Source organism: Agrobacterium sp. CFBP2214 (assembly GCF_030209895.1).
Classification (GTDB): domain Bacteria; phylum Pseudomonadota; class Alphaproteobacteria; order Rhizobiales; family Rhizobiaceae; genus Agrobacterium; species Agrobacterium radiobacter.
Genome location: NZ_JARVRC010000001.1, coordinates 1,079,902 through 1,092,379 on the forward strand (window position 1 = coordinate 1,079,902; position 12,478 = coordinate 1,092,379).

Below are 12,478 nucleotides of genomic sequence, written 5' to 3' on the forward strand. Positions count from 1 at the left end.
ACTATGTGACGAACTTTTCGGAATTGACCGGAGCGTCTCGTCACAGCTCCAATCCCACCAAACAATAGAGCAACAGCTTGCCCAGCTCCCAGTCCTGAGGCGGTCCCTGAAGTGGACTCCTGAGGGGCTTCCGTGCGTCACTGAGATACGCCATGACCCAGAGAGCGGGCTCTTCCTGAAGACAACAAGGATCATTGAGGATGGCTGAGTTAGCCCGACTACGCATCTCCAAGGTGGCCCTCAAAGACGGCTACTATATACCCGGAGCCACGGCTCGGAGCCACGTACAGGAGGGTGCTGGCACAGACGTTGCCTACTTTAAGCGAACCGGAGAAACCGAATGGGCCCGGATAACGATCCTTGAGTTCGTCCGTCTCATCCGCTGACTATACCACATTACACACAATAAGGTGATCTCATGAACATGCTCATCACGTCCGGCCCGCATCTCTACGACCGCTGGGAAGATCAGGTGGCTCTCGAAGAGGAGATGTTATCTCTTGGCAAGGACCGCATGAAGTCCAAGATCGAGAAGGCCAGAATGGCCCACGACATGACCTCGCTTCGACCGTACCGGAGCCTGATCCACGAGTGGGTCTTGCCGGTCTCGAAGTTCCTCTCCGAATGGTGCGAGGCCCAGACAAAGAAGAGGGGAGTGAGACCTATCGCTTTGCCCCTGCTTCAGGACATGGACCACGATGCGGTTGCCGTATGCGCCCTCAAGACGATCCTCCGAATGATGGGCGTCAAGCGAAGAGGCGTTATGGCCGTGGCCTATGAGATCGGTACATGGGTAGAACACGAGGCCCGTGCAGCCGCATGGATTGAGGCCGACGAGGGAAACTTCCGGGGCCTTGAGCATAACCAGAAGGCAGGGGGCTCCAACTCCACCCACATCCGCCGAGCCCGCATCTCGATCTTCAACAAGCACGTCTCTGAGAAAATCGAGTGGGAAAACTGGACGGACGAAGAGCGCCGCCGAGTCGGCCTCCAGATGGTGGACATTGTGATCCAAGCCACCCGCCGCTTCTCAATCATGCCCGACCCCGAGTGGACACCTCCGCCGAACGCTAAGGTGAAGCCCAAGAGTCGCCCCCTGATCCTTGAGGGTGACACTGAACTGATGAACTGGCTTGCCTCCGCCACGGATGACGAGTTGCTTCACTCCCCGGTGTTCATGCCTACCGTGATCCCGCCAAAGCCTTGGACTGGGCCACGCGACGGAGGATACTGGACGCCTTTCGTCAAGACACCATTCCTCATCCGCTTTAAGGCCAACCACGAGAGCCAGCGCCAGCGGGCCATCGACGACTACGAAGCTTTGGACATGCCCGATGTCTATAGCGCCTTGAACCGCGTTCAGGGTACGCCGTGGAAGATCAACAAGCGTGTCTTCGAGGTCGCCATGAAGATGTGGGAGATGGACATCGCACTGGCCGGTCTGCCCAGAAAGGAGCAACTCACTGTCCCGGAAAGGCCTATCGACGCGGACACCGATGATGAGGTCAGAAAGAAATGGGCCTCCGATGCATCCGCCGTTCGGAAGATCAACGCTACCCGTATCAGCCACTACATCTCCTATGATCGATGCCTGAAGCTGGCCGCAAGGTTTGCCGACGAGCCCTGCTTCTACTTTCCCCACATGCTCGACTTCCGGGGACGCATGTATCCGATCCCTAATGAATTGAGCCCACAGGGAGAGGACCTCCACAGGGGCCTGTTGACCTTCGCGAGAGGCAAGGAGGTACGTCCTGAGGATGCCGGATGGCTGGCCGTGCAGGTCGCTAACTGCTTCGGTGTGGACAAGGTGTCTATCGATGATCGCATCGCTTGGGTGGAAGCCCGAGAGTCCGAATGGAGGGACATGGCCGATGACCCGATGACCCATAGAGAATGGGCCGCAGTGGACATCCGGTCAGGAGAGCCGAAGTATGATAGCTGGCAAGCATTGGCCGCTGTCTTCGAATGGGTGGACTACCTCAAGGCGCGGTCTGCCGGTCTCCCATTCTTCTCCTCCCTGCCAATCCGCGTGGACGGAACCTGCAATGGTATCCAGCACCTGTCCGCAATGGTCCGGGACGAGGAGGGTGGTCGCGCCGTCAACATCATCCCATCCGACACTCCGAAAGACATCTATCAGGACGTGGCGGACCTCTTAACGGAGATACTCCGGGAGCACGAAGAGGACCCGAAGGATGATGCTTTGCGGGCCCGCTGGGAGGAAATCTTAGGAGGCAAGGCGAACCGATCCCTCACCAAGCGTCCCGTCATGATCCTGCCCTACGGCGGGACCCAACATGCCTACTTCAAGTACACCCTCGAATGGGTGGACGAAAACGTAACCAAGGAGAGCTTCGGAGACGACAAGGATAAGTACGCCATGGTGGGCTACATGGTCCGCAAACTCTGGAAGGCCGTTAAAGAAAGGATCAAGAAGCCAAGAGAGGTAATGGAGTGGCTTCAGCAATGTGCAGACAAGGCCTCAACTACAGGACTGCCGCTGTACTGGAAGACCCCCGCAGGTTTTGTCGTGCGCCAGTTTTATGGGGAACGGGATCGAATCAGAGTTAAAACCAACATCGACGGTCAAGATCATTGGATAGTCGCATGGGAAGTGACGCCAACGATGGACAGAAAGGCACAGGCGACCGGCATTGCTCCCAACTTTGTGCACTCCATGGACGCCTCGGCCCTCATGGATTGCGTCAACCTGGCATTCGACAACGGCATCGATAGCATCACCACGATCCACGACAGCTACGGCTCCGTGGCATCCGATATGTGGACCCTCTACGGCTGTGTCCGAGAGGCTTTCATCCTGACGCACAACGAGCCCGTGCTGGAAAACTTCAGGGCGGCTTGTCAGGAAGTCGTCCCGGAGATTACCGAATGGCCGAAACTCCCGAAGTTTGGAACGCTCGATATCGAAGCGGCCCGTCATAGCGATTACTTCTTCGCATAACTCTACCACATTACACATTAATAGGTGCCCTATTGATTAAACATGAGGTTCGATCTTGAAGCCGTTCACTTCAGAGCTTTCCACTCGGCTCGACCGAGACAAACTGATGATGATGTCCAGAGACCGCGCTGCGGAGCTGGGCCACATTATCCTTGAGCCACTCACCAACAGCCCCGCCGCCGAGAACCTTGCCGCTGTGGCAATCGCCTTTGCGGTGCTCTCCAATCGATACAGCATGGGACCCGAGGAGCTTTATCACTACGGGATGAAGATACTGACGGAACCCACCCCCCACCATCGCAAGGGGAATGCTCTCCTCGACAGTCTGCAAGACTGGGCCGGGATGAGGGTCCGCAACGAGGCAATCATTTAACCTCTCCAAAATCTACCACATTACACGATATCCCTGAAAGGATACCCAATGGCACGATACTTTGTGAGCCCATTTGGTGCTCTCGTTCACCCGTGGCTCACCAAGGCCGACACCAAGTTCAATTCGGATGGTCTGTTCCATTCTGAGCTACACGCTGAAGGGGAGGCAGCCGAGGCCCTCAAGCAGCGCATCACTGAGGCCGCTCAGGCAGCATTCGATGAAGAGACGGCGAAGATGAAGCCCGCCGAGGCCAAGAAGTGGAGCCTCTACGTTCCCTTCGAAGACCTCGAAGATGAGGACACGGGTGAGCCCACGGGAACCACCAAGTTCGACTTCAAGCAGAACGCCAAGATCAAGGACCGTGAGACCGGCGAACTCAAGCCCGTGAGCATCGAGATCAGGGACTCCAAGGACAAGCCGGTGACTGGCGTGGTCATCTACTCCGGCTCCATCGGTCGCATCATGTACTCGATCCGCAAGATCGTGATGACATCAAGCAAGCAGATCGGTGTTCGTCTGGATTTCTCTAAGGTCCAGATCAAGGAGCTGAAGACCGGCGGCGGTGGCTTCGGGGCTATCGATGATGGCTATGTCAGCGAGGGCGCATCTGGTCCTAACGAGCCGGAAGAGGACGATGGGGGCGAATACTGATGGATGATCTTATCACCACCATTCTCGGCGCATCTCTCGCGATTATCGCCGGGTGCTTCGCGATCTTGGCAGTAACCGCCACAGCAGCCTTCATGGGGTCGCTTCTATGATCCGTGCCTTGATTGATCGTCTTCTCCTCGCAATCGGCGCGATCTTCCTGCTCCTCAACCTCCTGTGCGGTCTCTTTGCGGCGGGACTCTTGGCTGACAACCTGACGGCGGCCCCGGATGATCCCGGCATGGGCTTCCTCCTGTGGTTCATCGTGGGTGTCTCCACGATCTATGCCTTCGTGGTGAGGGAGTACGACTGATGAAGATCGGTGCCTACTTCGTGCTGGGGGTCTTCCTCATCATCGGCCTCACAGGTCCTGCAATCCTCCTCTACGAGGGGGTCTTCTAAGATGGGCGTCTCCCGCAACAATGGGCGGGGGATGAAACGGAGGGCCTACCCGGATCGCTCCAAGTTAAACCTCGACGCTGGGCTTCGGCTCGGCTTCAGGTCAGGCCTTGAGGAAATCAACGCGAAACACCTCAAGGCCCTTGGCTATCCGGTGGACTTCGAGAGCATCAAGATACCCTACACGGTTCCGCTCACGAGGCACCACTACACGCCAGACTTCCCGCTCCCAAACGGTATCCTCGTGGAGACCAAAGGGAAGCTAGAGCCCCGAGATCGGGCCAAGCATGTCTACGTGAAGAACCAACATCCCGAGTTGGACATCCGGTTCGTCTTCCAGCGTCCCTACGACAAAATCTACAAGGGCTCCCCCACCACCTACGCAGCATGGGCCGACAAGAACGGCTTCAAGTGGGCCACTCGGCTCATCCCTGAGGCGTGGCTTAAAGAGGCGGGGCCTCAACGGAAACCCAAAGAGGTCCTGAATGAGCGACAGCTCCCTCATCAAGTACAAGCCGAGGGCTGAGACCAAGCGGATCATCATCCACGACTCTCATACCGAGCCCCAGATCGAGCACGTTGAAGACATCTCACGGTGGCACATCGATGCCCGTGAAGGGGCCCTCCGTATGGGCCTCCTCTCCATCGGCTACCACTACATTATCGAGAGAGGCGGGGAGACCGTAGCTGGTCGTCCTGAAGAACTCATCGGGAGCCACACCCCCGGACACAACATGGACTCCATCGGGGTCTGCCTCGTCGGTGGCCGGGAGCATGGTGTCGATGGTGGAGTGGACAACTTCACTCGGGAACAGCGCAAGGCACTCCTGAGGCTCATCCAGCAGCTCTACACCAAGTACGGGCCGCTGAAGATCAAGGGCCACTCCGAAGTCCAGCGATACCGAAACCGAAACCTCCCGCCGTGCCCAGCGCTCGATATGGACCTCCTCCGGGAGGACGTGGCGCTCTATGAACAGGGGATCATCCTATGAGAAGCGTCTACATCGCTGATAGCGTCCAGATCGATACCGGCGCGAAGGTCTTCAAGTTGTCCGCAGCGGCAACCACCAACGCCACCACGATCAACAAGGGCAAGACGAAGCTCAAGGGCGGCTCCATCAAGAACACGTCAGCCGGGATCAAATACGTCAAGCTTTACGACAAGGGCGCTTCAGTCCCGGCGGCATCTGATGTTCCAATCGTCAAGCTCGCCCTCTCCGCCGGAGAAACCGTTAACGTTAAGGACATCTTCGGGAACGAAGGGATCACCTTCCAAAACGGCCTCGGGATCATGCTCACGGGTGCCCCAGCGGACAACGATGTGACGGCGGTGGCAGCTAATGACCTCCACCTGAACCTGACGTACCTCGCTTAGCGCTCCAACCTAGGTGCCACCATGACCAACCAGAATGCCAAGGCCTCGGGGCTGAACCCTCAGGCAACCATCGTGCTCGACTATCTGAAGTCTGGCCGGGACCTCACTGGTCTCATCGCAATGGTCACCCTCGGGGTGGTCTCCCTCACGTCCCGCATCTCCGAACTTCGCAAGGCCGGTTTCGACATCCAGTCGGCCATCAGCAAGGACCACAACGGGAAACGCTATCGCAAATACTGGATGCCGAAGGAGCAGCCCAATGAATGACCTCGAAGATGCCGTAAACATGCTGATCGGGCTGAAGGCCCCAGAACTCGGTGACACGCTGCTGGAAATCGCCAGCCAGAACAACGTGAAGATCGCCCTCACGTTCGAAGTGGTTCCGGGCGGAGAGGTCACCGACATCACCTTTACAGCCAAGAGGCTGGACGCCGAGGAGGTCTCCGAGTGAGCCAACAGTACCGCATCAGGGCTGAGGATGATCCCTTGGAACGATACTTCGCCAACGGAGCGGACTTCGTGGTGGAACGCAAGACTGGCTGGTTCTCGTGGGAAACCGTTCACCACGTCAAGGACCCCGCCGAGTTCCGGGAGGTTATCGAAAAGGACATGAAGAGGCTGCGCAAAGAGGGCGAAGAGCAAGCCATGCGGGACAACTTCAAGCCCGTACATGCTGCCGCCTATTGGCTCCGTGATCGCTTCGGCGCGGTCGAGCTTCGCATCCAGATCGACACCAAGGGGTGACATCATGACACAACTCCCAGAACTTCGAGACCTTGCTGGCGTTGCCTTCGAGGTGAATACCCGCGTGGCATGGTACATCGGCGGTCGTTATGGCAGCGGTATGGTGCTCGGCTATGTGTCCCGGATGGAGATCGTGGACGGCGAGACCTCCCGTTATGACTACAATGAGCGCAAGTACGTCATGGAACCCGTGAAGTACCTTGAAGTGGACCTCAAGCCTCTCGTGAAGGGCCGCAAACTGAGGACCATGAAGCTCATCATCAAGGATGGCGTTGTGGCCGAGGAGTATGGTGGTCGTGATGTCATCGTGATCGCCAATCAGGATTTTCAGGAGCAGGCATGACGAACCGCTACGCCTATCGCTTGAAGGGTGCCGGAAACGTCACTCTCGACTATGCCGCCAAGGCACCCGCCACGAGCGCCCTCTACACCCACATCCGCTATGGGCGAGGACAGCGGGAGAACCTCTCCGACAAGGACGTGAAGCGGGTCGCCAAGGAGGAGTATGAGCTTGTCACCTATGTCCTCGTGGAGGAGAGCCACCTACAGTCCCTCCAGCGTGACAGCAACTGGCTGAGCATTCTGGAAGAGGCTGGGATCGATAACTCCGAGGCCTATTCCTATGCCTACGATGTCAAGCGTGAAGCCATCGCTGAAGGTCGTTTCACGGAGGAGGACTTTGACTAGCAAGGAGAACCCTACCCATTACGACAAGCTGGGTAGGATCATCAACGTGGGGGCCACTGTGCTTGCTGCGGTGGACTTTGACACCCTCTCACGGCTCAAGGTCATCTCCCTGCACCCTGTGATGATCCGTGTAGGAAAGGGCGGGAAGCTCGTTCACCCAGATAGCGTGGTTGTCCTGACGAATGATCTTTAGGGCCCTCGGCTACCTCGCCACCTTCCTGTCCTTCTCCTTCATCATCTTTGTGGTACTCACATAGGAGCGTCCAATGTCTCTCGATGCAATCGTGGTACTTAGCGTCTACCTGACTATCCTCCACCTGCTTGCCATTAAGGGCTTCGTCCACTGGCTCCGAAGCGATCATCTGTAAGTCATGTCTGATGGTTCCGATGAAGTCCTGAGCCGTGGTCCATGCCCGGACTGCCATTCCTCCAATAACCTAGTGACCTACCGGGATGGACATCAGCACTGCTACAGCCCCGGATGTGGTCCAAAGAGAAGAAGCACAATGCAAGCAGACGAGGTAACCCCTGAGGCGAAACCTCGGGGAAACCAAGTGCCCTTCACCACGGCACACATGCCGCAAGGCTTGAAGCTCCGCCGCCTGAAGTTGGACACCCTGTCAAAGCACGGGTACTTCGTCCACAAGGACAACGGCAAGTCCCTTCACATCGCCAACTATTACGACCAACAGGGCCGATTGGCTTACCAGAAGTACCGTGACGCGGAGAAAAACTTCTGGTTCGTCCCCATGCAGGACAATCCTCCTCGCATCTGGGAGTGTCAGCTTTTCGGCCAGCAAGTCTGGGGCGACAAGTACGACAAGAAGGTGGTCGTGATTGAGGGCGAGATCGATGAGATGACCGTCGCTCAGGCTACCGGCATGAAGATGGCCGTGGTGTCCATCCCCGCAGGTGTCGGCTCGGCAATCAAGTCCGTGAAGGCGAACTATCGCTGGCTGGACCGCTTCGAAGAAGTCATCTTCTGGATGGACAACGACGAGCCCGGACAGTCGGTCATCGATGAGCTTTGCTCACTGTTCCCCGGCAAGGCCAAGACCATCAAGGTTGAGGGCTTCAAGGATGCCTCCGAGATGGCTCAGGCTGATCGGGAAGGGGACATCTACGGGGCCGTATGGTCAGCCACGCTGTACTCCCCAGAGGGCATCGTCAATGCCGCTCTCTGTGCCGACGACATGGACGAACCTGAAGGCGAGATGATCGCTGAGTACCCTTGGCCCGTAGTTCAGGAGAACACCAAGGGCATCCGAGAGGGTGAGGTTTGCTACCATGTGGCCGGTACAGGTATCGGCAAGACCTCACAGATTGTTGAGGTGCAGGACCTCCTCCTTCGCAACGGCGTGAAGTTCGGCGTCATGCGCTTTGAGGACACGAGACGCAAGGCCCAGTTGGACCTCATGTCACTTCGAGCTGGCCGAAGGCTCCATCTTGATCCTCTCCCTAAGGACGAGATGCGGACCCTTCACACGGCGGTCTTCGGGAGTGGCCAAGTTGAGCTGTTCGACCCCGAGAAGGCCAAGTGGGACTTCGAGTCCATCCAAGGCTACCTCCGCTACATGGTGATGGCTCTTGGGTGCAAGGTTGTCTTCATCGACCCCCTCTCATTCATCGTCGCGGGAACAAACGAAAGGGACGAGCGTAAGGCCCTCGATAAGGTGGCCTATGAGTTCGCCCAGTTCGTCAAACACACCAAAGCGAACCTTCAAATTGCCCACCACCTGACACGTCCTGAAGGCAAGGCCCACGAGGAAGGCGCAGAGATCAGCGTCAACCAGATACGTGGCTCGGGCGGCATTGCGAACTTCTCCATGCTCATCTTTGGGTATGAGAGAAACCAGCAAGGCGAACGTCCAGACCTAACCCGGATCAGGGTCCTCAAGTGCCGCTGGACGGGCTGGACCGGGATTGCCGACACCCTCAGGTGGGACCCACAGCTTGGCCGACAGATCGTCACCGATGAGACCTACCCGGACAGCAAGGGGGAGGCATCAGGGGGCGGCTTCGGAATGATCGAAAAGGAATACTAAATGGACAAGTTTGAGCGGCTCTCTGGTGAGGTCGCTAAGCTTCGCAAGGAGCTGAATACTCAGGGTGTCCGCCTCACGCTGGCTCAGATGTGGATCGACCTCTACACCTTCGGCTATGATGCTCTGTTGCACTATGGGGTGAACTTCCGGGACCTTCCTGAATACAAGGAGTCGATCCCGGATGATGCTATGCATCTGCCTGTCTCTGAGGCCCGGAACACTATCGCTGGCTGGATGGGACGCCTCAAGAGCGCCATCAATGCAGCCGTCAGGCGAAAGGGTTTCAGACTGGTCTAGCTGGTGGTGGGGGCGGAGCAGCTGCCCTCTCAAGGGCAGTCCTGACCTCTGAAAAGCCCTCAATGACCGTGTAGCCAAATAACCCGCCACCTGAGTTCTGTGCAGAAAGAAGAATGGTTGTTCCCTCGTCGTCAGGACCGGGAATGAAGCTGAGTACTTGGAGTGGGTTGATGCAGACAAGCTTACTTGGCGTACCCGCCTGACTGAAAAGTGCGTACCTCATTATCGATCCTTGGTTGCGTTTAGTCTTCCTTACATCTCAGCACGTCAGGAAAGAACTTCAAGGTCTCCATGAAGAAAATCGTCATTGAGCGGCACCTCATCCTCAAGGAAATCTGGACGGTCCCAGATGTCTACGAAATGGGAGAGGACCCCTCGCTAATCCACGGGCACAGGAACTCAACTCGCCAACTCGATTTGTCTCCTGTGACGTACCGCCCCATGATCCCCGGCGAAGGCCCTGAGCCTGCCCAAGGAGGCAAGGCGCAAGAGGACGCTGAGCGTGGCTACTGGTCCCGCCTCATGCACGCTTGGAAGCAATCCCTCAAAGGATAACAAATGGATTTCAACTGGCACTGGCCCGATGGGTCGGTCGTCCAGAGAGGTCCCCGATTAGCATACGACATTGAGACGAACGGGCTCCTGCCTGATGTCTCCACCATTCACAGCCTCGTGGTCATTGACGTTGACTCCGGGACCATGATGTCGTGCGCCAAGGGGCCGTCTGGCACACCTGAAGGCTACCATTCGATTGAGGATGGTCTCGCCTATCTGAAGACCGCCTCCATGGCCGTGGGACATAACGTCTATTCCTACGATAGTCCGGTCATCAAGCATCTGATCCCAAGCTGGGAGCCACCCTTCCAGCGGGACACCCTCATCCTCGCCAAGATGATTTGGCCGGTGGACCGTCTCAAGGAACTGGACTTCCCGAGATGGCGTAAAGGCAAGCTCCCCGGAAACCTGATCGGTGCCCATAAGCTCGAAGCTTGGGGTTACCGTCTGGGCCAGATGAAGGGTGAATACTCCGCGACGGTCAAAGAGCTGTCCAAGGAGTACACCCAGCACGGCGACCTCTCCAAGGTCCCTGAGGAGTACCGCGTGCTTGCCTCGGTGGATGCCAAGGGAAGGCCGATCCTCGATCCGTGGCTTGCGTGGAACAAACCCATGCAGGTCTACTGTGAGCAGGACGTGCGGGTGACCGTGGAGCTGTTCAAGCTCATCGAGTCCCACCTCAACGGAACCGCAAAGCCCGCCCATGGGATCGCTTGGTCCCCTCGGTGCGTAGAGCTGGAACATCGCGTCTGGCTCCACTGTGACAAGCAGGCCGAGAGGGGCTTTGGGTACGACCTTGAGCAGGCCATCAAGCTTACCTCCAAGCTACGCAATCGGCAGAGGGAACTTGAAGAGGAACTCAAGGCGGCTTTCGGATCGTGGTGGCAACCATCAGCCACGGTCACTCCGAAGATCGCAAGGAATGTCCAACGCAAGGACCTCCCGAACATCACGGCCCGCCGAGTGTCCCCGAAGACAGGGAAGGTGCTGGCCCCCTATGTGGGTCCACCTCTGGAACGCTACTCCCCGGATGCACCCTACACGCCGGTTGAGCGTACCGAGTTCAATCCGAAATCCCGCAAGCATCTCGGAGATCGACTTCAGGCCGTCTTCGGGTGGCAACCCGTAGAGTTCGGCGGCAAGGATGACAGCCAAGCGAAGGTAGACGAAACGACAATCAAGCAGATTGAGGACTCGATCCTCCCTCCCTCTGTCCGTGAGATGATCTTGGAGTACCTCGTTATTTCCAAGACCCTCGGACAGTTGGCCGATGGACGGAAGAGCTGGAACGACCTGTGCGGAGACGATGGAGCCATTCATGGCCGAGTCGATCCGCTGGGGACAGTCTCGCATCGTGGAGCCCACAAAGACCCCAACCTCGGACAGGTTCCCTCCGTGTCCGTGAAGGAGACCAAGGACGATACCGGAAAGGTAGTCGCCTCCGAGGTCATCTGGGGTTGGAAAGGTGGCTTTGGTGCAGAATGCCGTTCGCTCTTCCGTCCCAAGACGATGCCCTGTCAGACCGGCACTGATGCCTCTGGCTTGGAGCTTCGTCTGCTAGGCCACTACCTGCATCCCTATGATGACGGCGCATTTGCTACCCGAGTGTCCACCCCCGGCCTCGATATCCACGCAGAGAACGCCAAGATCACGGGGCTGACCCGCGCCGACACCAAGACGACCACATATGCCTTCCTCTACGGGGCGGGCAACCTGAAGATTGGCATTGGTGTGGGTGTCCCTGAAGAAGAGGTGAGGCAGCTTGCCTCCGCATCTGAAGCCCAGTCCTACATCCGATGGATGCGGAAGGTCCAAGGGAAAGACTTCGTGATGCCTGATGATCGGACCTTGGCGTTTGTCGTCAGGGGAGGGCAGGTCTCACGGGCATTCCTCGAAGGGATTACCGGCCTGAAGGACCTCAAGAAGCAGGTCACCGAGGAGGGCAAGCAGTACGGCTTCATTCTCGCACTGGATGGCCGAAAGTTGGTCATTCGCAAACCCCACGCATCCCTCAATCAGCTCCTTCAGGGTGGCGGTGCCATCGTCTGTAAGGAGTGGATGATGGAGACCGATCGGATCCTTCGAGAGGAGCACAAACTGATCCCCGACAAGGACTATGGCCAGATGGCATGGGTCCACGACGAGCTTCAGATAGAGCATCAAGAAGGACTCAATGACATCATCGCGGAAAGCTCGGACAGAGCCATCAAGAACGTCGCCCGGATGCTCGACTTCCGGGGAGAACTCGCGACCGATTCCAAGCACGGAAGCAACTGGAAGGCCTGCCATTAGCGGTCGCTCAAGGACCGTCTCTGGGTCTGGCTTCGTCGGGGACATCCCGGACATCCTTTGGGAGGTAGTGGAGCGGGCTTGGTATCAGCCCTTCTACATCT

At 57.6% G+C, this 12,478-nt stretch carries 15 protein-coding genes; all 15 read left to right on the forward strand.

What is annotated here, in order from left to right; translation table 11 throughout:
• Positions 1 to 418: 418 nt before the first annotated feature.
• The 15 genes from QRN60_RS05350 (at position 419) to QRN60_RS05420 (ending at position 12,377) form a co-directional block, all read left to right on the forward strand.
• Positions 419 to 2,962 (forward strand): DNA-directed RNA polymerase, encoded by a 2,544-nt coding sequence (locus tag QRN60_RS05350; RefSeq protein ID WP_111818774.1) that lies wholly within the window; start codon positions 419 to 421, stop codon positions 2,960 to 2,962.
• A gap of 55 nt (positions 2,963 to 3,017) precedes the next feature.
• Positions 3,018 to 3,335: a hypothetical protein gene (locus QRN60_RS05355; protein ID WP_111818773.1), complete on the forward strand. Its 318-nt coding sequence runs from the start codon at positions 3,018 to 3,020 to the stop codon at positions 3,333 to 3,335.
• Positions 3,336 to 3,383: 48 nt separating this feature from the next.
• Positions 3,384 to 3,986 (forward strand): hypothetical protein, encoded by a 603-nt coding sequence (locus QRN60_RS05360; RefSeq protein WP_111818772.1) that lies wholly within the window; start codon positions 3,384 to 3,386, stop codon positions 3,984 to 3,986.
• Positions 3,987 to 4,092: 106 nt separating this feature from the next.
• The gene (locus QRN60_RS05365; protein ID WP_111818771.1) at positions 4,093 to 4,296 is read left to right on the forward strand and encodes a hypothetical protein; all 204 of its coding nucleotides are present in this window, start codon (positions 4,093 to 4,095) and stop codon (positions 4,294 to 4,296) included.
• Positions 4,297 to 4,386: 90 nt separating this feature from the next.
• Positions 4,387 to 4,908 carry a hypothetical protein gene (locus tag QRN60_RS05370; RefSeq protein WP_284765058.1) on the forward strand — a complete coding sequence of 174 codons (522 nt, stop codon included), beginning with the start codon at positions 4,387 to 4,389 and terminating at the stop codon, positions 4,906 to 4,908.
• Positions 4,868 to 5,374 carry an N-acetylmuramoyl-L-alanine amidase gene (locus tag QRN60_RS05375; protein WP_111818770.1) on the forward strand — a complete coding sequence of 169 codons (507 nt, stop codon included), beginning with the start codon at positions 4,868 to 4,870 and terminating at the stop codon, positions 5,372 to 5,374. Before QRN60_RS05370 ends, QRN60_RS05375 begins: the two co-directional genes overlap by 41 nt.
• On the forward strand, positions 5,371 to 5,757 hold the full coding sequence (locus tag QRN60_RS05380) for a hypothetical protein (RefSeq protein ID WP_111818769.1): 387 nt from the start codon (positions 5,371 to 5,373) through the stop codon (positions 5,755 to 5,757). The genes QRN60_RS05375 and QRN60_RS05380 overlap by 4 nt, the downstream gene beginning before the upstream one ends.
• A gap of 21 nt (positions 5,758 to 5,778) precedes the next feature.
• Positions 5,779 to 6,024, forward strand: a complete 246-nt coding sequence (locus tag QRN60_RS05385; RefSeq protein ID WP_111818768.1) for a helix-turn-helix domain-containing protein — start codon at positions 5,779 to 5,781, stop codon at positions 6,022 to 6,024.
• Positions 6,017 to 6,208: a hypothetical protein gene (locus tag QRN60_RS05390; RefSeq protein ID WP_111818767.1), complete on the forward strand. Its 192-nt coding sequence runs from the start codon at positions 6,017 to 6,019 to the stop codon at positions 6,206 to 6,208. The genes QRN60_RS05385 and QRN60_RS05390 overlap by 8 nt, the downstream gene beginning before the upstream one ends.
• Complete coding sequence (locus QRN60_RS05395; RefSeq protein ID WP_111818766.1) at positions 6,205 to 6,501, forward strand: hypothetical protein; 297 nt, start codon at positions 6,205 to 6,207, stop codon at positions 6,499 to 6,501. The genes QRN60_RS05390 and QRN60_RS05395 overlap by 4 nt, the downstream gene beginning before the upstream one ends.
• 4 nt (positions 6,502 to 6,505) lie before the next feature.
• Positions 6,506 to 6,844, forward strand: a complete 339-nt coding sequence (locus QRN60_RS05400; protein ID WP_162695447.1) for a hypothetical protein — start codon at positions 6,506 to 6,508, stop codon at positions 6,842 to 6,844.
• Positions 6,841 to 7,188, forward strand: coding sequence for a hypothetical protein (locus tag QRN60_RS05405; RefSeq protein ID WP_284765060.1), 348 nt, complete (start codon positions 6,841 to 6,843; stop codon positions 7,186 to 7,188). The genes QRN60_RS05400 and QRN60_RS05405 overlap by 4 nt, the downstream gene beginning before the upstream one ends.
• Positions 7,189 to 7,694: 506 nt before the next feature.
• A complete protein-coding gene (locus QRN60_RS05410; protein WP_162695446.1) occupies positions 7,695 to 9,233 on the forward strand; it encodes a toprim domain-containing protein in 1,539 nt (512 codons plus the stop codon).
• Positions 9,234 to 9,530, forward strand: coding sequence for a hypothetical protein (locus QRN60_RS05415; RefSeq protein ID WP_111817257.1), 297 nt, complete (start codon positions 9,234 to 9,236; stop codon positions 9,528 to 9,530).
• Positions 9,531 to 10,088: 558 nt separating this feature from the next.
• Positions 10,089 to 12,377, forward strand: a complete 2,289-nt coding sequence (locus QRN60_RS05420; protein WP_112212730.1) for a DNA polymerase — start codon at positions 10,089 to 10,091, stop codon at positions 12,375 to 12,377.
• The last annotated feature ends 101 nt before the right edge of the window (positions 12,378 to 12,478 follow it).